This is a genomic window from uncultured Sulfitobacter sp., assembly GCF_964021855.1.
Lineage (GTDB): Bacteria > Pseudomonadota > Alphaproteobacteria > Rhodobacterales > Rhodobacteraceae > Sulfitobacter.
Map to the genome: position 1 here is coordinate 1 of NZ_CAXHZD010000014.1, position 21,249 is coordinate 21,249.

General features: G+C 54.2%; 22 protein-coding genes and 1 pseudogene. 21 read left to right on the forward strand and 2 right to left on the reverse strand.

The genetic code is table 11. The features are described 5' to 3' along the window. Positions 1-44 precede the first annotated feature (44 nt). The 12 genes from AADJ11_RS20030 to AADJ11_RS20085 all read left to right on the forward strand — a co-directional run bounded on the left by AADJ11_RS20030 (position 45) and on the right by AADJ11_RS20085 (position 12,155). Positions 45-1,511: an acyl-CoA dehydrogenase family protein gene (locus AADJ11_RS20030; protein ID WP_341236177.1), complete on the forward strand. Its 1,467-nt coding sequence runs from the start codon at positions 45-47 to the stop codon at positions 1,509-1,511. 530 nt (positions 1,512-2,041) lie between these two features. Beyond that, complete coding sequence (locus AADJ11_RS20035; RefSeq protein WP_341236178.1) at positions 2,042-3,190, forward strand: muconate/chloromuconate family cycloisomerase; 1,149 nt, start codon at positions 2,042-2,044, stop codon at positions 3,188-3,190. A 70-nt stretch (positions 3,191-3,260) separates the two neighbouring features. Next, entirely contained in the window at positions 3,261-4,649 is a 1,389-nt protein-coding gene (locus tag AADJ11_RS20040) for a Rieske 2Fe-2S domain-containing protein (protein ID WP_341236179.1), read from the forward strand. 12 nt (positions 4,650-4,661) lie between these two features. Then, positions 4,662-5,189, forward strand: coding sequence for a benzoate 1,2-dioxygenase small subunit (gene benB / locus AADJ11_RS20045; protein WP_341236180.1), 528 nt, complete (start codon positions 4,662-4,664; stop codon positions 5,187-5,189). Between the two features lie 72 nt (positions 5,190-5,261). After that, positions 5,262-6,284 carry a benzoate 1,2-dioxygenase electron transfer component BenC gene (gene benC / locus AADJ11_RS20050; RefSeq protein WP_341236181.1) on the forward strand — a complete coding sequence of 341 codons (1,023 nt, stop codon included), beginning with the start codon at positions 5,262-5,264 and terminating at the stop codon, positions 6,282-6,284. Further along, positions 6,281-7,060, forward strand: coding sequence for a benzoate diol dehydrogenase BenD (benD, locus tag AADJ11_RS20055; RefSeq protein WP_341236182.1), 780 nt, complete (start codon positions 6,281-6,283; stop codon positions 7,058-7,060). Before benC ends, benD begins: the two co-directional genes overlap by 4 nt. A gap of 44 nt (positions 7,061-7,104) precedes the next feature. Next, positions 7,105-8,277, forward strand: a complete 1,173-nt coding sequence (locus AADJ11_RS20060) for an ABC transporter substrate-binding protein (protein WP_341236183.1) — start codon at positions 7,105-7,107, stop codon at positions 8,275-8,277. Between the two features lie 57 nt (positions 8,278-8,334). Further along, positions 8,335-9,204 carry a branched-chain amino acid ABC transporter permease gene (locus AADJ11_RS20065; protein WP_341236184.1) on the forward strand — a complete coding sequence of 290 codons (870 nt, stop codon included), beginning with the start codon at positions 8,335-8,337 and terminating at the stop codon, positions 9,202-9,204. A 4-nt stretch (positions 9,205-9,208) separates the two neighbouring features. After that, positions 9,209-10,213 carry a branched-chain amino acid ABC transporter permease gene (locus AADJ11_RS20070; RefSeq protein ID WP_341236185.1) on the forward strand — a complete coding sequence of 335 codons (1,005 nt, stop codon included), beginning with the start codon at positions 9,209-9,211 and terminating at the stop codon, positions 10,211-10,213. Beyond that, a complete protein-coding gene (locus tag AADJ11_RS20075) occupies positions 10,206-10,949 on the forward strand; it encodes an ABC transporter ATP-binding protein (RefSeq protein WP_341236186.1) in 744 nt (247 codons plus the stop codon). The genes AADJ11_RS20070 and AADJ11_RS20075 overlap by 8 nt, the downstream gene beginning before the upstream one ends. Beyond that, positions 10,942-11,640: an ABC transporter ATP-binding protein gene (locus tag AADJ11_RS20080; RefSeq protein ID WP_341236187.1), complete on the forward strand. Its 699-nt coding sequence runs from the start codon at positions 10,942-10,944 to the stop codon at positions 11,638-11,640. The genes AADJ11_RS20075 and AADJ11_RS20080 overlap by 8 nt, the downstream gene beginning before the upstream one ends. 23 nt (positions 11,641-11,663) lie before the next feature. Then, positions 11,664-12,155, forward strand: a complete 492-nt coding sequence (locus AADJ11_RS20085) for a type II 3-dehydroquinate dehydratase (RefSeq protein ID WP_341236188.1) — start codon at positions 11,664-11,666, stop codon at positions 12,153-12,155. A gap of 10 nt (positions 12,156-12,165) precedes the next feature. Here the strand turns inward: AADJ11_RS20085 and AADJ11_RS20090 are convergent, their stop codons facing one another. Together AADJ11_RS20090 and AADJ11_RS20095 are read right to left on the reverse strand one after the other, a co-directional pair. Further along, the gene (locus AADJ11_RS20090) at positions 12,166-13,056 is read right to left on the reverse strand and encodes a LysR family transcriptional regulator (protein WP_341236189.1); all 891 of its coding nucleotides are present in this window, start codon (positions 13,054-13,056) and stop codon (positions 12,166-12,168) included. A gap of 94 nt (positions 13,057-13,150) precedes the next feature. Further along, on the reverse strand, positions 13,151-14,026 hold the full coding sequence (locus tag AADJ11_RS20095) for a dioxygenase (protein WP_341236190.1): 876 nt from the start codon (positions 14,024-14,026) through the stop codon (positions 13,151-13,153). Between the two features lie 276 nt (positions 14,027-14,302). On the opposite strand from AADJ11_RS20095, the gene AADJ11_RS20100 reads away from it, so the two are divergent. The 9 genes and pseudogenes from AADJ11_RS20100 to AADJ11_RS20140 all read left to right on the forward strand — a co-directional run. Beyond that, positions 14,303-14,683 carry a hypothetical protein gene (locus tag AADJ11_RS20100; protein ID WP_341236191.1) on the forward strand — a complete coding sequence of 127 codons (381 nt, stop codon included), beginning with the start codon at positions 14,303-14,305 and terminating at the stop codon, positions 14,681-14,683. After that, a complete protein-coding gene (locus AADJ11_RS20105) occupies positions 14,680-15,537 on the forward strand; it encodes an alpha/beta hydrolase (protein WP_341236192.1) in 858 nt (285 codons plus the stop codon). Before AADJ11_RS20100 ends, AADJ11_RS20105 begins: the two co-directional genes overlap by 4 nt. A 236-nt stretch (positions 15,538-15,773) precedes the next feature. After that, complete coding sequence (locus AADJ11_RS20110) at positions 15,774-16,616, forward strand: 3-keto-5-aminohexanoate cleavage protein (RefSeq protein ID WP_341236193.1); 843 nt, start codon at positions 15,774-15,776, stop codon at positions 16,614-16,616. Next, a complete protein-coding gene (locus AADJ11_RS20115) occupies positions 16,609-17,313 on the forward strand; it encodes a CoA transferase subunit A (RefSeq protein WP_341236194.1) in 705 nt (234 codons plus the stop codon). Before AADJ11_RS20110 ends, AADJ11_RS20115 begins: the two co-directional genes overlap by 8 nt. Beyond that, positions 17,310-17,933 carry a 3-oxoacid CoA-transferase subunit B gene (locus tag AADJ11_RS20120; protein ID WP_341236198.1) on the forward strand — a complete coding sequence of 208 codons (624 nt, stop codon included), beginning with the start codon at positions 17,310-17,312 and terminating at the stop codon, positions 17,931-17,933. Before AADJ11_RS20115 ends, AADJ11_RS20120 begins: the two co-directional genes overlap by 4 nt. Then, positions 17,926-19,125 (forward strand): benzoate/H(+) symporter BenE family transporter, encoded by a 1,200-nt coding sequence (locus AADJ11_RS20125; protein WP_341236195.1) that lies wholly within the window; start codon positions 17,926-17,928, stop codon positions 19,123-19,125. The genes AADJ11_RS20120 and AADJ11_RS20125 overlap by 8 nt, the downstream gene beginning before the upstream one ends. Before the next feature lie 114 nt (positions 19,126-19,239). Beyond that, positions 19,240-20,232 (forward strand): IS30 family transposase, encoded by a 993-nt coding sequence (locus AADJ11_RS20130; RefSeq protein ID WP_341236196.1) that lies wholly within the window; start codon positions 19,240-19,242, stop codon positions 20,230-20,232. Positions 20,233-20,443: 211 nt separating this feature from the next. Beyond that, the gene (locus tag AADJ11_RS20135) at positions 20,444-20,680 is read left to right on the forward strand and encodes a hypothetical protein (RefSeq protein ID WP_341236197.1); all 237 of its coding nucleotides are present in this window, start codon (positions 20,444-20,446) and stop codon (positions 20,678-20,680) included. A 114-nt stretch (positions 20,681-20,794) separates the two neighbouring features. Further along, positions 20,795-21,249: pseudogene (locus tag AADJ11_RS20140) on the forward strand (hypothetical protein); the annotation flags it as partial.

A 21,249-nucleotide genomic window follows, 5' to 3' on the forward strand; every position in this document is an offset into this window, starting at 1 on the left:
GCCTACGCCCAGATCAATGAACCAGCAACCTCAGGCCCGTTAATGTGACAACACCAGCTGGCGAAGTTATTTCACATTTTGGGGCGTTTGCCGAAGGACGCATCGCGCCATTGGATGCAATTGGCGACGCTCAGGGATGTCGTCTTGAGAACGGTCGGGTGATAATGCCCGATGGCTTCAGTGAATTGTACCGGGAATTGTCCGAGCAGGGTTGGCAAGGATTGTCTGCACCAGAAGAGTATGGAGGGCAGGGGTTGAACGCCGTCATGCTCGCCGGTGTAAGTGAGATTTTCACGGGTGCGAACCATGCGCTGCAAATGGTCTGCTCGCTCGCCCCAGCAGCAATCAGCACATTGCGCCATTTCGGCACCGATGCACAAAAGTCAGAGTATATTCCGCCTCTCGCAGAAGGGCGATGGCTTTCCACCATGGCGTTGACCGAGCCAGGAGCGGGATCAGACTTGTCAGCGATCCGCACCCGCGCTGTCCGTCAGGACGATTATTGGCACATCGATGGAGAAAAGATTTTCATTTCTGGTGGCGACCAAGATATGTCTGAGGGTATTCTTCACTTGGTGTTAGCGCGGTCAGGATCGCCAGAGGAAGGCACGCGGGGGTTGAGCCTTTTCGCATGTCCTTCCAAGTTGCCTGATGGTAGGCGTAATCCCATCGTGGTGACGCGGATTGAAGAAAAGCTGGGGCTACACGCGTCACCTACCTGTCAAATCGTATTCGACACAGCCGTTGGTTATCTGATCGGCAATGAAGGCGCCGGGCTCAAAGCGATGTTTGCAATGATGAATCATGCGCGGCTTGATGTTGGGCTGCAGGGCATCGCACATGCGGCACGAGCTGCGGATCTGGCATCAAGATACGCCGAAGAACGAATCCAAGGTCGCGATACGCAAGGCGTACCTACAACCATTAACCGCCATGCTGATGTCGCGCAGATGATCGACACATGTGACGCGCTGGCGCTCGGTGGGCGGGCGTTATGCCATATCACCTTGGTGGCACAAGAGCTAGGTACCGAGTCTGACTTCGTCGAATTCATGACTCCGATATGCAAATATTTCTGCACCGAAGCGGGTATGAGCGCTGCTGATCTCGCCATACAAGTTATGGGAGGGTACGGTTATCTGCGCGAATATGGTGCTGAGCAAAACTGGCGCGACGCTCGCATTTGCGCGATCTACGAAGGCACAAACGGAATTCACGCTAGAACAACTGCGACCCGGTCGTTGTCGCTGAATGGCGGTGCCGGTGCACGCGCATTTTCCGATTTTGTGCGTGATAGTGGCGGTGACCTGGCTGGTGAACTCGCGACTTGGGACCTTGAGACGCAAAAACTGGCAGAAATGCCTGATGCCTCTCTGGGTGCACACGCATTTATGGAGCTTACCTGCACCTTAGCCTATCGCGCTGCATGGTCGCGTATCTCGGCGGTCGCCGACGCTTCATCGGACGCGTCCCGTTTGCACCGCTTGAAAGAGTGCGCAATGCGCCGGTAGTGAGGGCGCTTTGACGAATAAAGTTCACATTCCATTCTTTCCGTCTACCATCACCCTGATGTCAAGGATTGTGGCTTGGGCTGTGGTTTTGCGCGTTGATATTCCCGATTGTTCAACCAAAAATTGAATTTTTCATCTCAGCGACTTGGCCTGTAAGCCTACTGAAACAACGCTGAGCGCGCCGATAGGTATTAGCCTGATACACCTTAAAAAGGCTGCAAACTGGTCGTCGGTCTTCAGACGCAACATAAAACGGATTTCTACTCTGCGGGCTTCCAGGACTTGAAGATGATGTCGATCTGATGCTTCAGACAATTTGCGAAAGTCCCGGTATGGATTGGTCTATCCTGCGCGACCAAATGAGGGCAGAAAGTCGGTTTCACATTGAGACATATTGACTGTTGCGCGTCGCCTCATGGAGCAAGATGCAGAGCATCTAGGGTATCACTCAAGACCTCACGCATCATCGACAGAAACCACCCACGACTGGCAATCTAGGCCAATCGAAACCTGTAAATGTGGTGAATTCTGTGACCAAAATCGACCAAATCGAGACAGTGATCCTCGATATCCCGACAATTCGGGGGCACGTATTGTCCATGGCCACGATGCGTATCCAGTCCGCTGTTCTAGTCAAGATCAAGTTTTCGGACGGGTCTGAAGGGATCGGTGAGGGCACGACGATTGGCGGGCTAAGCTACGGCGCAGAAAGTCCTGAAAGCATTCAATCAGCGATCGACACATATATTGCGCCGGCGCTGCTGGGCCATGATGGCGACAGTGTAAACGCGGCGATCCAACTGATGGACAAGTTGGCGAAGGAAAATCGAATAGCCAAAACGGCTGTAGAAATCGCGCTTTGGGATGGGCTGGGCAAACGCCTTGGAGTCCCTGTCTCGCAGCTCTTCGGCGGTGCGGTTCACGAAAAACTGCCTGTCGCATGGACATTGGCCTCAGGTAATTCCGATACGGATATTGCCGAAGCTCAGAAAATGATCGAGACGCGCCGCCACAACATCTTTAAGCTCAAGATTGGCAAACGGCCTGTTCGCGAAGACGTTGCCCATGTTGAGCGGATCAAACGCGAAGTCGGCGATGCGGCAAGCGTTCGAGTTGATGTGAACACGGCATGGTCGCTGCAAGATGCCCGCTGGGGCCTCAAAGGTCTGCAAGATGCCGGTTGTGAATTGGTCGAACAACCGGTTCCAGCGCGCTATCGGAGTGCAATGGCCGAACTTACAAGCGGTTATGAGATTGCTGTCATGGCAGACGAGGCTCTGAACGGCCCTGCAGATGCCCTTGCCGTTGCGGACGCACGTGCCGCCGACGTTTTTGCTGTAAAGATAGCCCAGTCTGGCGGTCTAAAACGGGCCTCTGAAGTGATTGCCATCGGTCAGGCGGCCGGAATTGGACTTTACGCCGGGACGATGTTGGAAACGGGTCTTAGCACGGCCGCAGCGCTGCATTTGTTTTCGACGGTCGAAACGCTGCAATGGGGCACCGAACTTTTTGGGCCGCTTTTGCTGACCGATGACATCCTGATTGATCCAATAACGTACCGCGACTTTTGCGTCCACGTTCCCAAAGGGAACGGCATCGGCGCAGTGCTCGATCCCGACAAAATTGCATTCTTCCGCCGTGATGGCGGTCGAAAGATGAAGGCCGTCTCTGGCCAATAAGCGCCGTCGCAAAATCAAACCCTGTTGCATCGAAAGAAAAAAGATGCGGCAAACCGGAGGAGGAATATTTATGTTCACAGAATCTAATCTCGATGAGTTGGAGGCTCGTCTCGACGGGGCAATTCAGGACGAACCGGAAAACGGTGTTTTCCGCTGTCGCCGCGACATTTTTACCGATGAAGAGCTCTTCGAGCTTGAAATCAAGCACATCTTCGAAGGCAATTGGATATATATGGCTCATGAAAGCCAGATCCCCGAGCCGGGCGATTACTTCAGCCTGACAATGGGCCGCACGCCCGTCATTATCACCCGAGACAAAGATGGTGAATTGCATGCTTTGGTTAATGCTTGTTCGCACCGAGGTGCGCAATTGTGCCGTTTTAAGCGTCGTAACCAAAAGACATTTACTTGCCCTTTCCATGGCTGGACCTTCTCTAACACCGGTAAGTTGCTAAAGGTTAAAGATCCCAAAGGCGCTGGCTATCCCGAGCAATTCAATAAGGACGGCAGCCATGATCTCACCAAAGTGGCTAAGTTTGAGAACTATCGTGGATTTCTCTTCGGCTCGCTCAGCTCTGATGTACAGCCGCTGGAGGATTATCTGGGTGAGGCGCGCAAAATGATCGATATGATGGTCGATCAGGCAGACGACGGGCTAGAGGTGCTACGCGGGTCGTCGACTTATACCTATGACGGCAATTGGAAACTACAAGCCGAAAACGGCGCTGATGGTTACCACGTATCCGCCGTGCACTGGAATTATGTCGCCACCACAGCTCACAGAACCGACGATGGCAAAGAAGACGACATCAAGGCGACAGATGCATCCAAATGGGCCAAGCAGCGCGGCGGATTTCATGCCTATGAAAACGCTCATATTCTGCTGTGGACCGAATGGGCCGATCCCACAAATCGACCAGGCTATCCTCGTCTAGAAGAGTGGACCGAAAAATACGGTAAAACAAAGGCCGATTGGATGGTTGGTGTCCTGCGCAACCTTTGCCTTTATCCGAACGTCTTTCTTATGGATCAGTTTAGCAGCCAGATCCGAGTTTTCCGGCCCATTAGTGTCGATCAAACCGAGGTAACCATTTACTGCATCGCACCAAGAGGCGAAAGCCAAGAAGCTCGATCACTCCGAATTCGTCAATATGAAGATTTCTTCAACGCTTCTGGGATGGCGACGCCGGACGACACAGAGGAGTTCCGTGCAACACAGCGCGGCTATGCAGCATCATCCCACGCTAAGTGGAATGATCTAACACGCGGTGCAACCCAGTGGATCGAGGGGCCCGATGGTGATGCCATGGAACTCGGCATTAACCCGATTTTGTCTGGGGCTCGCACTGAAGACGAAGGACTGTTTGTCATTCAGCATAGTAACTGGGCCAAACGCATGGGCGAAGCGATTGCCAAGGAACGCGAAAGCGCGCCGGCAACAACTGTCGCGGCAGAGTGAGGAGCAAAGACAATGAGCACCGCAATACTTGAACAGACATCCGCCACGCCGGCGATGAGTTTTGACACAATTCAAGCCTTTCTCTTTGCCGAGGCCCGTGCCTTGGATGACCGTGATTGGGATACTTGGTTGAGCTTCTATCACGACGATTGTCCATTTTGGATGCCTGCTTGGGATGATTACGACACCCTGACAGAAGACCCGCTGAACGAGATGTCGCTGATGTATTACCCAAATAAGCATGGCATCGAAGACCGAGTGTTCCGGATCAAAACTGACAGATCATCGGCAACATCGCTGCCTGAACCTCGCACGAACCATTACCTGTCGGGGATCGAAGTTTTGGGCTGGGAGGGAAGCAATATCAAACTGCGCTTCAATTGGCAGACACTGAGCTATCGCTACGGGACGACCGATCAACACTGGGGCACGTCGTTCTACACGATTGAAACCAGCGGCCCCAAACCACTAATCACCGACAAGAAAGTGGTTCTGAAGAACGATCACATTCACCACGTGATCGACGTCTACCACACCTGATCCCGCACCATTTGGGACCAAAAAACCCCCACGCACTCACGTTAGGGTGCGTGGTCAAGGGAGGAGCATGCCATGACGACCTATAACGTTGCCCTGAATTTCGAAGATGGCGTTACCCGCGTCATCCAGTGCGATGAAGACGAGAAGGTGACCGATGCGGCCTTCCGTCAGAAGATCAACCTGCCGATGGACTGCCGCGATGGTGTCTGTGGCACTTGCAAGTGTTTCGCCGAGAAGGGCGAATACGAGCTTGAGTTCTATATGGACGAGTCCATGAGCGACGAAGAAGCCGAAGAGGGCTACGTCCTCACCTGCCAGATGACACCGGAAAGCGACTGCGTTCTGCGCGTTCCTGCGTCGTCCGCTGTGTGCAAGACTGCACCGGAGGCTGTTGAGGCCGAAGTGCTCGGCGTCGATAATCTGTCGGAGACGTCGTTCGGTCTGCGTGTGAAGCTCGCCAAACCGATTGGCTTCCTGCCTGGACAATATGTGAACGTCACGGTTCCGGGTACTGGTAAGCACCGCTCTTATTCCTTTTCTTCGGCCCCGGGTGCGGTCGAGGCCACCTTTCTCATCCGCAACCTGCCAGGTGGCGTGATGAGCAGTTACTTGGGTGAGCAAGCGAAGGCAGGTGACAGCGTCACTCTTACCGGACCGATGGGGGCATTTTATTTGCGTCCCATCGAGCGCGCTCAACTCTGGCTTGCAGGCGGCACTGGTCTAGCTCCGTTTCTGTCAATGCTCGAACAGGTAGCGGAGCAAGGGAGCGATCAAGCGATCACGCTCTACTACGCCGTCACTCGCGCCGCGGACCTTGTTGAACTGGAACGCCTGAAGACTGTGGCCACTAAAGTCGGCAACGTCACCGTGATCACGATCCTCGCCGCCGAAGACGACGCGCATGAGCGCAAGGGGTTTGTGACAGACCATGTGACCGTCGAAGATCTCAACGATGGAGATTGCGACGTTTATCTATGCGGCCCGCCTCCGATGGTCGACGCGGTGCGTGATCACTTCGGCAAGGTAGGAGTTGAGCCGGCCAACTTTTACTTCGAGAAGTTCAACCCGACCGAGGTTGAGGAGGAAGCCACATGACCCACCGTTTTGATGGTAAGGTCGTTGTGGTCACCGGCGCGGCACAGGGAATTGGCCGCTGCGTCGCAGAGCGCGCGGCAGACGAAGGGGCCCGCGTGCTGATCGTTGATCGTTCGCCAGCCCGCAAGGATGTCGTCAAGTCGATCCGGGCCAACGGAGGGCAGGCCGAAGCGATTTCGGTCAATCTCGAAACATGGTCGGGTTGCGACAAGGCAATGCAAAAGGCCGTGGACGTTTGGGGGCGCATCGACATCCTGATCAATAACGTGGGTGGCACGATCTGGGCCAAACCCTTTGAGCACTACGAGCCCAAGCAAATCGATGCCGAAGTGCGCCGGTCTTTATTTCCAACGCTATACTGCTGCCGTGCCGCGATCGAGCATATGATTCCGCAAAGGTCTGGGGTGATTGTCAATGTGTCGTCTATCGCCACCCGCGGCCTGAACCGTGTGCCTTATGGGGCTGCGAAAGGTGGTGTGAATGCAATCACCGCCAACCTCGCGTGGGAGATGGCCGAGCATGGAATACGCGTGGTCGCCACCGCCCCGGGCGGCACTGAAGCGCCGCCGCGGCTCGTGCCGCGCAATCCCAATGCCGAGGAAGAACAACGCGAGGACTGGTACAAGACCATCGTCGATCAGACGATCCAGTCCTCGTTCATGAAACGATACGGAACGCTCGATGAACAGGCAGGCCCAATCCTGTTCCTGGCATCGGACGAAGCTTCCTACATCACTGGCGTGAGTGTGCCGGTGGGTGGCGGAGACTTAGGATAGGCCCTGAGGAGGGGCCTAAAAATCAACTGGAGGAGAAATAAACAATGAAACGTTCAATCCTGGCGGCCATCGGGCTCGCCACTAGCCTCGCTTTGCCTGCCGCCGCCGACGACATCAAGGTCGGTCTGCTGCTGCCGTTTTCAGGCGTCTATGCATCGCTCGGAAACGAAATCGAAGCTGGCTTCAATCTCGGGCTCGCTGAATTTAGTGGCGAAACGGATGTCACTTTCGAAATTCTTCGTGAAGACACGGAAGTGAGCCCGCCCGCCGCTCTGGGCAAGGCCAGAAAGCTGATCTTGCAAGAGCAGGTCGATGTAATGGTGGGTATCGTAAGCTCCGGCGTGTTGGGCGCTGTGCGTGACATGGTTCACGGCGCAGGCGTGCCGCTTATCGTGGCGAATGCAGGCAATGACGAAGCAACAGGCGCGGCATGCTCGCCCTATATCACGCGAATGTCCTTCTCGAATGGGCAGATCAACCGTCCGATGGGCACGTGGATGGCCGAACAAGGTATCGAGACTGTCTACACGCTTGCCCCCGACTATGCTGCGGGACGTCAGATGATCGACGCTTTTGCTGAAACATTCACCGCCGCAGGTGGTGAGATCGTGGGACAAGACTTCACTCCGTTTCAAAAGACCCAAGATTTTGGCCCCTACCTTGCACAGGCGGCTTCCAGCGGAGCGGACGCCGTCTATGTCTTTTACGCCGGCGGCGAAGCAATCGCCTTTGTCAAACAGTATGATAGCTTCGGTTTGCAAGACGACCTGCCGCTCTACGGCTCAGGCTTCCTGACATCGCCGCTCTATGTGAACGCTCAAGGCGAGGCGGCAGAAGGCGTGATAACCGCACTGCACTACGCACCCACCATTGACAATGCCGCTAACGCAGCATTCGTCGCGGCCTTTGCCGAAGAGACTGGCCGCGTTCCGTCGGAATTCGCAGTCCAAGGCTATGACGCAGCCCGTGCCTTGATCGAGGCGGCGAAAACAGGTGCCACAGATCGTGAGACTCTCGCAAACGCGCTGCGTCAGGTCAGCTTTGATGGGCCACGTGGTGAGCTGTCGATCGACCCCGCGACCAACAACATCGTGCAGCCCGTCTATGTCTACGAAACCGTAGCTGGTGAAGATGGCCTGACCCAGCAGGTGCTTGCTCAACTCCCAGCCGAGGCCGATCCGGTCAACGGTTGTGAGATGGACCCCGTCACCAACTGATCCCACTGACCCGGCCGCCGGATGGTGGCCGGGTCTTAACTCCGAGGAGGGCCTCTCATGGCACACGATCTTGGCTTCTGGACACTACAGGCGTTGAACGCGCTGCAACTGTCCATGCTGCTCTTTCTGCTTTCTATCGGCCTGACGGTCATCTTCGGGTTGATGCATTTTGTAAATCTCGCGCACGGATCACTCTATGCTTTGGGTGCTTACTTCGCCGCATCTCTCGCCACCGTTGGTGGCTACTGGATGGGATTTTTTCTTGCGCCCGTTGCGGTGGCCGGAGTGGGCATGCTGCTCTATTCTGGACTGATCAAGCGTATGCGCAAGTCTGGTCCGATGGCACAGGTTCTGGTGACCTTCGGGCTGATCTTCGTTCTACTCGATCTCACACGGATTGTTTGGGGCGATTTGGCACTTGCCATTGATGTACCTGAACTGCTTTCCGGTCGCCTTTCATTCTTAGGCGTCGAATACCCAACATACCGTCTGTTCATCATCCTGCTTGGACTGACCATCTTTGCCGTGCTCGCCTTCGTTCTAAGTCGGACGCAAATCGGTGCGATGATCCGGGCCGGTGTCGACAATGATGCAATGGCGGCATGTCTTGGAATCAACGTCGAGCGCCTGTTCTTCATTGTCTTTTGCGTCGGCTGCGCGCTGGCCGGTCTGTCGGGTGCCGTTGCGGCACCACTGTTGAGTGTTACGCCTGATATGGGTCTTCAGATCTTGATCCCGACTCTGATCGTAATCGTGATAGGCGGATTGGGCTCGCTTAAGGGCGCTATCGCCGGATCGCTGATCTACGGTTTTGTGCAGACCTTCGGCGCAGTGCTTGCCCCGCAGCTCGCGTCCGTCCTCATCTATGCCCTATTGGCTGCGGTCCTCGTGATCAAGCCGGTAGGCCTTTTTCCGGCGAAAGGATAAGTCGATGTTCCGTCACAACGCACTTCGTTACACTGCGCTCGTGCTTCTTGCCTCAGGCGCGCTGTTTCAAGCCTTCACAGCCGAATATTTCGGCCTGGAGATTCTGACCGAGATTTTGATCCTTGCTATGCTGGTTCTCGCACTCGACATCGTCGCAGGTTTCGGTGGCATGGTGTCGCTCTGTCATGGTGCCCTGATGGGTGTCGGAGCCTATGCCTATGCAATCCTGTCGACCAAAGCAGGCATTGCCCCACCGGTTGCAATGGCGGGGGCAATCGCTCTCACCGGAGCTGCGGCCTGGGTCATCGGTGCAATTTGTTCGCGCAGCCACGGCATCTACTTCATCATGGCGACACTAGCCTTCGGCCAGATGGCCTATTCCTACGTTTTTGAGGCACCAATCTTTGGTGGCGATGACGGTTTGGGCGGCATTTCACGGCTGGATCTCAGCCTTATCGGGGTAGACCTAAACGACAGTCGAAGCTTTGCGCTGTTCTGCCTCGCCTTACTTGCTGCGGTGTATGGAGCTTCCGTCCTGATATTGCGCTCCGGTCTTGGTCGGTCGCTGAGCGGTGTGATGCACAATGAACAGCGGATGCGTGCCCTGGGGCTGACAGTCTGGCGCGTCAAAGCGGACGTTTTCGGCCTGTCGGGCATGATCGCCGGTCTCGCCGGCGCATTGGCAGCACAGCACATCATGTATATCTCGCCCGGTTTGCTCAACTGGACCGTTTCCGGTGAGGCGCTGGTTGTCGTGATCCTTGGTGGCCTTGGAACGCTGGTCGGACCTCTGATAGGTGCGGTCGCCTTTGTCATACTCAAGCATGAGCTGAGTTCGGTCACGACCTATTGGCACCTTGTTGTTGGCGTCATCTTGATCGCCGTCGTGATGAGCCGGGCCAACGGCATCTTCGGCTGGGTTGAGGCCCGCTGGGGTGCCCGCATTGAGCGCCGTGTCGTTGATACCACCCGCAAACAGGAGCCTGAGGAGGTGCTGACCGATGCTTGAGACGCGCAAACTGGACAAGAGTTTCGGGGCCGTTCACGTCACACGCGATGTGTCGCTGAAGCTTGAGCGTGGTGAACGCCGCGTGATCCTAGGGCCCAACGGGGCGGGCAAGACCACGCTTTTCAACCAACTGGTTGGCGAGCTGACCCCGGACAGTGGTTCAGTTCATCTGGCAGGTGAAGATGTTACCGCCTTGCCAGTCGCAAAGCGCGCCCGCCGTGGGCTGTCGCGCAGCTACCAGAAGAACACGTTGTTCGACGGGCTGACGGTCGAGGAAAACCTTGGCCTCGCTGCCGCCGTGCATACCGGCAACGCCACACAGCTTTGGGCGGACAGTCTGGCAAAACCAGAGGTACGAGAGATCGTGAATGAGGTGGCCGAACAGGTCAATCTGATGCCCTATATTCACGCCATGGTTTCCGAGATCAGTTACGGCGTGCGCCGCCAGCTTGAAGTCGGTGTCGCCCTAGCAACACGGCCGCACGTATTGCTGATGGACGAACCGACCAGTGGCGTCGGACCGGAGATGTCCAAGGGGTTCCACGATCTGCTGAACAACCTGCCGCGCGACTTGACCATGTTGATCATCGAGCATGATATGGATCTCGCGTTTGACGTAGCCGATTCAATCACCGTGCTGAACTATGGCGAAGTAGTTTTTGATGGTCTGCCTGAAGAAGCACGTGGATCGAAACTACTCAAGGAAATCTATCTAGGGAGCTGGGAAGATGCTTGAACTCAACGCAATTGAATCCGGATATGGAGAAACGCAGGTTCTCTATGGCCTGTCGTTCGAAGCCAAAAAGGGCCGAGTATTGGCCATTCTTGGACGGAATGGTGCGGGTAAATCTACGACGTTGAAGACCATCATGGGCCTTCTCCCACTTAAATCCGGGGAGATTGCGTTTGATGGCAAGCCTATCGCAGGTCAACCCTTTGACATCGCCAACAGCGGCATCGCGTATGTTCCCGAAACACGGGATATTTTTCCGTCGCTGACCGTGCGGGAAAACCTGGAAATTGCGGCTAAACGCTACAGTAGTGCTGGGGCAGAATGGACGATGGAACGGGTCTTGGATCTGTTCCCTCGGCTTGGTGAGCGGCTGGAAAACGGCGGCACGCAGCTGTCGGGCGGTGAACAGCAAATGCTTGCCATCGCACGGGGTTTATTGATGAACCCTAGCCTTTTAATCCTCGATGAGCCCACCGAAGGGCTAGCTCCGATCATCGTCAAACTAATTCACGACAAGCTTCAGGAACTGAAAGCTGCCGGTCTATCAATGATCATTGTCGAGCAGAATTTTGGTTTTGCAACTTCACTTGCGGACGACGTCGTTGTTGTTGGTAAGGGTCAAATCGTCTGGAGAGGCAGCACCAATGAAATAAAAGCCGACGAAGAAGCGCAGCATACTTGGCTTGGCGTCTGATCTAAAGAGAGAAAGGCGTCAGAATGTCAGAACAATTCTGTGATGAGGGAATTGCCAATGAGTGGCGTCCAAGTATTCTACTGCTACAGGGGCCGAATATGAATTGGCTTGGTCGGCGGCAGCCAGAACTCTATGGGAATACCACGGCAGTTGAACTTGATGAACTTTGCAATCGCCATGCCAAAGAAGTTGGATATGACTTAGAAATTTTTTATACTAATTCGGAAGGGCTTGCTCTCGATCACATCTATGCTCTGGTTGAAACGGGTAGGCTTGACGGCCTAGTGATGAACCCAGCTGCTTGGTCTGTTGGAAGCGGCGCTTCCATGCGCTTTTGTCTGATGAGTATCGAACGCCCGTATATCGAAGTTCACATCCGAAATCAGTACAAAATGAACAATGTTTCTACCCTTGCCGATCTGGCCGACGGGGTAATCCAAGGCCTTGGGGTCGAAAGTTATATGCTTGCACTTGATGGAATGTACCGGCTGCTCACACGATCTCAAAATGGTTAAAGCTAAGCTTCTATAGGACTTTACGAGCAACTTTCTGAGCAATATTTACAAAGTTTTTCACGTGCACGCCTTGCTCATCCAGGCGGTAATTTACTGACAATTCAGTGCGTGCAATTCCCGGGTCAATCTTCAGGAATTTCATGCCTTTTCGCGGGGCATTGGATACGGATGCTGGCACGATACAAACCCCTTCGCCTACGGCAACCAGGCCAAGCGCTGTTTGTAGGTCCATACACCAAATACGAAGTGGAGCTTCGAATCCACTGCTTTCAATGGCATTTAGCACCATGTCAGCATAACTCGGCCTAGGGCGTTCTGGATAGAGGATCAGGTTGTGATCCATCAAACGTTCGAGCTTAGCGACGGTCCGAGAGCCCGTGTCCACGATGTCTGGCAGTGCAAGGATCAAGTCTTCCTCAACCAATTGTTTCGAGAGAAACTCTGGGTCCTTGAGTGTCGGCCGCGCGAACACAACATCTAACTCGCGTGACACCAAAGCCCGATGCAGCTCTGCATTGTTCATGGGATTAAGGCTAAGATTCACTTCGGGATAATTTGCACGATACGACCGAATGATGTTTGGAAGAATGCCAAAGGTAGCGGATCCGACAAAGCCGATACGAAGACGCCCCTCCGCTCCCTGACCCAAACGCCGGACCTCTAATCGCGTATCGTCAAGCTGGGCAATGATTGACTTGCCCCGCTCCAGCAATCGTTCACCGGCCTGCGTTAAGGCTATCGCACTGCGACCGCGGTTGAACAGAACTGCTTCAAGTTCTTCTTCCAGTTGTTTGATTTGCCGACTGAGTGGAGGTTGTGCCATGTCCAGCCTGTCAGCTGCACGGCCAAAATGCAATTCTTCTGCGACCGCAATGAAATAGTTCAATTGCTTGATGTTCATTTTGGCTCCTCCCAGTACTTATCGTACGCGATACCACTCAGCTAAAAAAGGCCCCCGAAAGTCCGGGGGCCAGTTTACAGGGAGATATCAGTGTCTATTCTGCAGCAACGCCTTGCGCGCCTGATCCAGCTTTCAGAACAAAATCAAACTCGAAGTGCAAATCGGTGCCAAGTTCTTTCGGCGCGGGCTTGAATTTGCCGATCAGGCTTTCTTTAACAGCAAACACGCTATCATTTTCCAGCCAGTCACTGTCGGCGTCATAAATTTGGCTGATCAGCGGGCGGAAGCCATCTTTGGAAATGATAAAGTGCATATGAGCAGGACGCATCGGATGATGCCCCATGTAGTGTAGGAGTTCGCCGGCGGTCTCATCTTCTGGAATCGGATAAGGAACAGGCCGTACGGCGACGAAGGCATAATGCCCATTACCGTCGGTCTCGAACCTGCCGCGTAGATTGTACTCTGGCTGATCTGGGTCGAGGTTTTCATAAATTCCGTTTGGAGCGTCTTCCCAAACGTCCATGGTCACCCCTGAAATACCATTGCCATTTTCGTCGCGGATATACCCTTCGTAGTAAGCCGTTTCTTCGTTGTCGAAATGCTTTTGGATTGTACTGCCACCCTTTGGCAAAACAGGTGGGTTCTCGCGGTAGAACGGGCCGAGCACTGTTGACTCGCTGGCCTTTCCTTCAACCGGATTGGTCATCATGTCAACGAGCACCTCAATGCCGAGGATATCCGCTAAGAGAATAAATTCTTGCCGATTATCGTTGCTGAATTTACCTGCGCGCACAAGGTAGTTGCAGGCCTCGAGAAATTCGCTGTGTTGCAGCTTTACGTCTTTGATGAAACCGTGCATGTGCTTGATCAGCGAAGTCATTATCTGGCGCTGGCGATCAGTAATCTCGCCGTTCTTGCCGAGGCTCTCGATCACGACGTCCGTGATATTGTCTTGATTTACGATGCCCATGGAATTTCTCCTCCTCCTGGCGGTTTAAACTCGCGGAGCGCTTGGCCCCCGACTTCAAGCAAACCTCCACTAAACCACCACTTACCCCAATGCCCGCGACGGTATCGGATGATACCGTATCGAGACGAGAACGCACTAATAGCGATTAGGCTGCCTGATTGCTCACATTGATGGTGCGACCAATTCCAGAGTATCGCCCTATACCCCCGTCGTCATGGCACCGGCAAGCGCCCCCGTTTAGTTAAGAGGATACACAACAACCCTCGGGAGGCGCAGGTGATCAATACCTTAGAACACATCCAATCCAAACTTGAGCTGACGCCGCATCTCTTGCACCTTGGCCGCCTGTTTTCCGAGACTGTCTTGATCGAAGTGGATGGCAGCGAATACTATCTGACGTTTGAAAAAGGCCACATCCTTTCGATTGATAAAGGCCCCAGCCGCAAAACACCTTGGCGATTTGCCTTGCGCACAGACGCCGAAGCGCTTGCGAAGTTCTGGCAGACTCGTCCCGAGCCGGGCTTTCACGACGTGTTCGGGTTGGTGAAGATTGGCCGTGGCAGGATCGATGGCGACATCCTGTCGCTCGTCAAGAACCTGCGGTTTTTCAAAGAAGTCTTGACGCTTGCGCGCGCAAAAGAGGAGTCAACGGCATGAGCATCGAACCCATCACAGGTCGCTATTTGACGATCACCATTCAAGGTACATTGCGTCGCATATATTTCGAAGAGGCAGGGCAGGGTCGTCCAGTAGTCTGTTTGCATACCGCAGGAGCGGATACGCGCCAATGGCGGCACTTGATGAATGATGCTGAAATCACCGGATCGAACCGCCTCATTGCCTTTGACATGCCATGGCACGGAAAATCTCTGCCGCCGGAAGGGTTCGAGACCCAAGAATATCTTCTTACGACCGATGCCTATATCGAGACTGTTCTCGCTGTGATTGATGAGTTAAAGCTTGAAAGCCCCATTCTCGCTGGCTGCTCAATGGGTGGGCGCATTGCGCTGCAACTTGCAGCCCTTCACCCTAAAAAATTCGGCGGGTTCATTGCTATTGAGGCATCAGATTTTCAACCGGCATGGTACGATATCGACTGGTTCCACCGTCCTGATGCGCATGGGGGCGAAATGGGCGCAGCGCTGGTTTCGGCCAATATCTCGCCCTACGCACCGAATGCCGAGCGCTGGAATACGCTTTGGATGTTTATGCAGAGCGGGCCGGGTGTGTTTCGCGGCGATTTGAGCTTCTATACCAAGGATGACAGCCTGATCCCACGCCTTCAGACAATCGATACAGGTAAGACGCCGGTTCACATTATCGTCGGGGCTTACGATCTGACCTGCACGCCTGAGGACGCCGAAAGGACTGCCAAGGCGATCCCCGGTGCAACTTTGGCGGTGATGGACGAACTGGGGCATTTCCCAATGAGCGAGCATCCCGAAGGGTTCCGTCCTTTCTTTGTCGATGCCCTTGAAAAAATGTCCGGGCCAGCGGTCAAAACCGCCTGATCCCCCCAATCGCACAGGAGGAAGAACCATGTGCAAGAACGTCGATAGCCCCTGTCCAGGCTGCAAAAAACACAAGAGAACTGACCCCCTGACGGTGTTCTTCACAGATGAGGAACGCCAAGAATCGGAATTCTTGAGCAAGCCGAAAACGCCTCTGGATACAGCCGAGCATCCCTGAGCAAAACCTCAACGAGACACACCGAATACCTGTCGGCTCGTCCCAACGGAGACACATCATGACCAGCCCCTGCATTATCTGTGTGGCTATTACCGGCAGTTTGCCAACAAAGGCGAATAATTCAGCCGTTCCTATTACAGTGTCGGAGCAAGTCGAATCGACACAAGAAGCCTTTGAAGCCGGCGCTACCATTGTTCATGCTCATGTGCGCAATGACGATGAAACTCCGTCGTCTGACCCAGAAAAGTTCGCGGCTCTGAAAGAGGGCATTGAAAAGCACTGTCCGGGCATCATAATCCAGTTCTCGACCGGTGGGCGCTCAGGTGCGGGGAAAACGCGCGGCGGAATGCTGTCTCTACAGCCTGAAATGGCATCTCTCTCGGTCGGTTCAAACAATTTTCCGACCCGGGTCTATGAGAACCCGCCTGATCTGGTGGATTGGTTGGCCTCGGAAATGCTCGTCAATGACGTCAAACCCGAGATCGAAGCGTTTGATCTGAGCCACATCTTGAAAGCCAAAGACATGGCCGATAAGGGGCAGCTAGCGGGAACACCCTATGTGCAGTTCGTGATGGGCGTGAAGAACGCCATGCCAGTCGATCGGGATGTGTTCGACTACTACATCCATACTGTGCATCGGCTGTTCGGTCCGCAGGCACCTTGGTGTGCCGCAGGGATTGGTGCCCAACAAATCACTTTGAACGAATGGGCGGTTGCGGCAGGCGGCCACGCCCGGACCGGATTGGAAGACAACGTTCGCATGGATCGCTATACTCTGGCCCCTTCGAACGCGGCCCTGGTAAAGCGCGTCGCGGAAATCTGTGAGCAACATGAGCGGCCCGTGGCGACATGGACCCAGGCCCGTGAACTCCTAGGATTGAGGAAAGTAATACATGAGTAAGATACACAGATCTGCGGCCGCAGCGCTGGAAGGCCTTTTGTCAGATGGCATGCTGATTGCGGCAGGTGGCTTTGGCCTCTGCGGCATCCCAGAGCTGTTGTTGCAGGCGATCAAGGAGGCAGGAACCAAGAACTTGACCTTTGCCTCCAACAACGCGGGTGTCGACGATTTTGGCATCGGGATCCTATTGCAGACCAAACAAGTCAAGAAAATGATCAGCTCTTATGTGGGTGAGAACGCTGAGTTTATGCGTCAGTATCTAAGCGGTGAACTTGAGCTTGAATTCAACCCGCAGGGAACTTTAGCCGAACGTATGCGCGCGGCGGGTTGTGGAATCCCAGGGTTTTACACAAAGACCGGTGTCGGCACAGTGATTGCCGAGGGCAAGGAAGTGAAGAACTTCGGCGGTCAGGATTATATCCTTGAGAACGGCATATTCGCCGACCTCAGCATCGTCAAGGCTTGGAAAGCTGATGACACGGGCAACCTAGTGTTCCGCAAGACCGCGCGCAACTTCAACCCGCCCGCCGCGATGTGCGGCAAGGTCTGCGTGGCCGAGGTGGAGGAGATTGTACCGCGTGGCTCGCTTGATCCCGACAGCATTCATTTGCCGGGCATCTATGTGCACCGAATCGTGCAGGGCGAACATGAAAAACGGATCGAACAGCGCACGACGCGCAAGCGGGAGAACGCATAATGTGGGATCGCAACCAGATGGCGGCACGCGCTGCCCAGGAACTCGAAGACGGCATGTATGTGAACCTTGGCATCGGCATCCCGACGCTGGTGGCCAATTACGTGAGCGAGAAGGACATAACCCTGCAGTCGGAAAACGGAATGCTGGGTATGGGCCCCTTCCCGTTTGAGGGCGATGAGGACCCCGACCTGATTAACGCAGGCAAACAGACCATTACGGAACTCAGCCGCACGTCCTATTTCGACAGCGCCACATCTTTTGGCATGATCCGAGGTGGCAAGATTGCCGCTGCGATCCTTGGTGCTATGGAAGTTGCCGAAAATGGCGATTTGGCCAACTGGATGATCCCGGGCAAGCTGGTCAAAGGCATGGGTGGTGCTATGGATTTGGTAGCGGGCGTGGGCCGGGTGATCGTGGTAATGGATCACACCAACAAACATGGTGACAGCAAGGTTCTCTCCGAGTGCACTCTACCGCTGACGGGAAAGGGCGTTGTCGACCGGATCATCACCAATCTCGGCGTGTTGGATGTTGCTGAGGGCGGATTGGAAATTGTCGAATGTGCTGAGGGAGTAAGCCGAGGCGATATCATCAATGCCACCGAGGCAAAAATTGTCTGAAATTAAAGGCTACAAAGGGCTGCGCCTGCGTGATGTTTCCGGCTCCGCGATTGGGGCTGGATTTCTTGCAGTTATTGTATCCTATACTGGTCCGCTTCTAATTTACCTGAGTGCAGCTGAAGCAATGGGTCTACCGAAAGAAATATTCTCATCTTGGGTTTTTGCGATTTCGGTTGCCGCTGGCGTCTCAAGCATTGGTCTAAGTCTGTGGTTCCGGATGCCCATAGCCATGGCGTGGTCCGCGCCAGGTACAGTACTGTTGATCACACTCGGAACCGCATTGTCGCTTGCTGAAATGGTTGGAGCCTATATCGTTGTTGCGACAGTGCTGGTACTGATTGGCGTATCAGGGGTGTTTGAACGCCTTGTAAATTTTCTCCCGGCCGCTGTCACCAACGGTATGATGGCAGGCATATTGTTTGGCTTCGGTCTTAAGGCGGCAGGAGGGCTCGCTACGGCCCCAGCTGCAACGGCGTTACTGATCGCCGTCTTCGCCGTCTGCACAATTGTTTTCCAACGCTATACCATGTTGATCTTGCTGGCTTCAGCGCTCGCCATCAGCGCGGTCTTCTATGAAATTACAATCGAGGCGGTGGGCCTCTCTTTGGCAAAACCGGAGACGACGGCACCTGCTTTTTCAGGAGGTGCTATGGTAAGTTTAGCAGTACCTCTACTAATAACCACACTCAGTGGTCAGTATCTACCCGGGATGGCAATTCTGCGTTCTAACGGATTCACCGTCACTGCAAACCCGATCCTAATAGCTGGTGGGGCAGTCTCAATCTTTGCAGCAGCATTTGGCGGAATCACAACCGCCTTAGCGTCGATCACCGCCTCTTTCTGCGCAGGCGCCGATAGCCATGAAAGCCCCGAAAGGCGGTACATTGCAGGTGTCGCTTGCGGCACATTTTTTTGCTTGGGCGGCATCTTTTCCCGAAGTATCGTTGATATCCTGATCCTCGTGCCATCGGCTTTGGTCGCACTTCTCGCCTGTCTGGCGCTGCTGCAACCAATCCTGAAATTCACCGAGGCAGTACTGACGTCAGATGATGTCCAATCTGGCATGCTCACGTTCATGTTCACCGCATCAGGTGTTTCATTGTTCGGCATCGGTGCCGCGTTCTGGGGAGTGGTCATCGGAACGACTTTCTACTTCATTTCAAATACTGTTCGGCGATTCTGCGGTCTGTAGCATGCAAAAGATTAACATAAAACGGATTATGCGCTCACTGACAAGCCTTAGGGCACATTCTAAACTGGGAAGCGACTTTTCCACTATCCTACTGGAAAGTCAGGAGAACAGTTTATGAAACGCACTGAGTTAAATCTAGCCGAACGCCGTAGAATTGAAGATCTTTTGCACCGAAAGATGAAAGTGTCTGAGATTGCGCGTCAGATCAATCGCCACCGTGCGACTGTGTATCGTGAGATCAAACGCAACGCGTTCACGGATCCAGAACTACCGCAGCTGAATGGCTACTACGGAATGACCGCCCAGAAGTCTGCGGCGGAACGGCGTGCGAGACGGCGCAAGTTGGTACGAATTCCGGAGCTGAGAGATGCCGTGATTGATCGTCTCCAAGAAGGTTGGTCGCCAGAGCAGATTGCGGGTCGTCTCAAGTTCGAAGGCCATGTGATAACGGTCAGCCATGAGACAATTTATGCATATGTTTACAGCTCAGATGGCCAGTCACAAGAGTTGGCGCGATACCTTCCAGACCGTCGTAAAAAAAGAAAACCACAATATGCTCGTACCCCACGCGGCATGATGTTCCCGCTGGAACGCTCAATCCACAACAGGCCGGAACACATCAAAACTCGCGAGACATTCGGCGATTGGGAGGGAGATCTAATGATCTTCCGGCGAGAACACGGCAAAGCAAACGTAGCCTCTTTGGTCGAACGCAAAACGCGCTTTGCCGTCTTGTTCCGCAACAACGACCGCAGCTCAAAGCACTTCATCGCCAAGCTCATGAATGTGATGGAACCCCTGCCCCAGACTGCCCGTCAGTCGATCACATTTGACCGGGGCATTGAGTTCTCAGGCTGGCGAAAACTTAAGCCCGGGATCGGAACTGAGGCTTGGTTTTGTGACCCTCAGGCACCTTGGCAAAAAGGATCCGTCGAAAACCTGAACAAACGTGCGCGAAGATATCTCCCCCGAGAAACCCCGGTCGCAGCACTCTCAAATCGCGATATGAAAGCGATTTGCGATCGGCTGAATGAAACGCCTAGAAAGTGCTTGGGATGGCGAACACCCTCTGAGGCCTTTGCCGAAGAGATAAGAAATCTAGGATAGAGAAATGTCGCAACCTAACTTGAGTTCACATAGAAATTCCACAACATTTCGTCCTCTACGACCTCCCTGTGGGCGAAGCACTGGTGGCACCGGTCTGACTGGTGCCACCCTTTTCCAACTCAAACGAAACAAGACCACTGACCCAAACCAATACCGCCGAGCAAAGCAGTGACGATTAAACCCGATCAACGGGAATGGAGTACAGGTACCAGTGACTATCGGTAAAAAGGAAGCAGCGCCGATCGCGAGGCTGCGAGATGAACACAACCAGACCATCGGATGGGTTTATCTTTGGGACTCAATGGAACTGTCGATCTTCTGGATTGATAAGGATCGTACGGCGAAACGCATTGACCCGCCGATCGATCCGAATACCCTTGCCCAGGCAAAAGCCGTGACCACCGACGCCGTCACCAACTTTCTTGAAGCACTCTCACCGGGTGGCTAGGTCAAATACGCGTAACGAGCGGCCTCAGCTCAGCGCCTTCATATATCATACGTGACAATAATATACTTATGTTGCATGATGCTGTTGATTCTTTGATCCAGTGGATGGCCGCCCATGCTCAAACAACTCGCTCGCCTTTCCGTCGTTGCTCTCGCCGGAACCCTGGGTAGCGCCACCGCTCCGCAGAAAGCTATCGCCCAAACCTACCAGATCGATTGTGCCATCTTGCTCTGTCTTTCTGGCGGATGGCCAGCGTCAGTGCCTTGTACCCGTGCCCGCGCCGAGTTCATCCGTCGCATCACGCCCTGGCCTGTCGAACCTCCCTTGCAAATCTGGCGCTGCCCCATGGGCATTTCCTATCAACAAAACAATGGCACCGGTGCAGGTCCGCGCATTTACGACGTCCTGTTCAGCGCCACGAGTCCCCTGCCCCAAAGTTCCCTGATGCAGAGCCATTCAAGCGCAAATGGACCGGCGCAAGCCTTGTTACGGCAAGATACCGATGCCGTCGGTCGGTGTTGTCACATTAACTCGTCCAGTCTGCAAGTTTGGGAGCAGATTGGACATCA

Excerpts from the sequence above, each read along its gene's own strand:
- AADJ11_RS20040 (WP_341236179.1), top strand. The coding sequence starts at position 3,261 with ATGTTCACAGAATCTAATCTCGATGAGTTGGAGGCTCGTCTCGACGGG.
- benB (WP_341236180.1), top strand. The coding sequence starts at position 4,662 with ATGAGCACCGCAATACTTGAACAGACATCCGCCACGCCGGCGATGAGT.
- benC (WP_341236181.1), top strand. The coding sequence starts at position 5,262 with ATGACGACCTATAACGTTGCCCTGAATTTCGAAGATGGCGTTACCCGC.
- benD (WP_341236182.1), top strand. The coding sequence starts at position 6,281 with ATGACCCACCGTTTTGATGGTAAGGTCGTTGTGGTCACCGGCGCGGCA.
- AADJ11_RS20060 (WP_341236183.1), top strand. The coding sequence starts at position 7,105 with ATGAAACGTTCAATCCTGGCGGCCATCGGGCTCGCCACTAGCCTCGCT.
- AADJ11_RS20065 (WP_341236184.1), top strand. The coding sequence starts at position 8,335 with ATGGCACACGATCTTGGCTTCTGGACACTACAGGCGTTGAACGCGCTG.
- AADJ11_RS20070 (WP_341236185.1), top strand. The coding sequence starts at position 9,209 with ATGTTCCGTCACAACGCACTTCGTTACACTGCGCTCGTGCTTCTTGCC.
- AADJ11_RS20075 (WP_341236186.1), top strand. The coding sequence starts at position 10,206 with ATGCTTGAGACGCGCAAACTGGACAAGAGTTTCGGGGCCGTTCACGTC.
- AADJ11_RS20080 (WP_341236187.1), top strand. The coding sequence starts at position 10,942 with ATGCTTGAACTCAACGCAATTGAATCCGGATATGGAGAAACGCAGGTT.
- AADJ11_RS20085 (WP_341236188.1), top strand. The coding sequence starts at position 11,664 with ATGTCAGAACAATTCTGTGATGAGGGAATTGCCAATGAGTGGCGTCCA.
- AADJ11_RS20090 (WP_341236189.1), bottom strand. The coding sequence starts at position 13,056 with ATGAACATCAAGCAATTGAACTATTTCATTGCGGTCGCAGAAGAATTG.
- AADJ11_RS20095 (WP_341236190.1), bottom strand. The coding sequence starts at position 14,026 with ATGGGCATCGTAAATCAAGACAATATCACGGACGTCGTGATCGAGAGC.
- AADJ11_RS20105 (WP_341236192.1), top strand. The coding sequence starts at position 14,680 with ATGAGCATCGAACCCATCACAGGTCGCTATTTGACGATCACCATTCAA.
- AADJ11_RS20110 (WP_341236193.1), top strand. The coding sequence starts at position 15,774 with ATGACCAGCCCCTGCATTATCTGTGTGGCTATTACCGGCAGTTTGCCA.
- AADJ11_RS20115 (WP_341236194.1), top strand. The coding sequence starts at position 16,609 with ATGAGTAAGATACACAGATCTGCGGCCGCAGCGCTGGAAGGCCTTTTG.
- AADJ11_RS20130 (WP_341236196.1), top strand. The coding sequence starts at position 19,240 with ATGAAACGCACTGAGTTAAATCTAGCCGAACGCCGTAGAATTGAAGAT.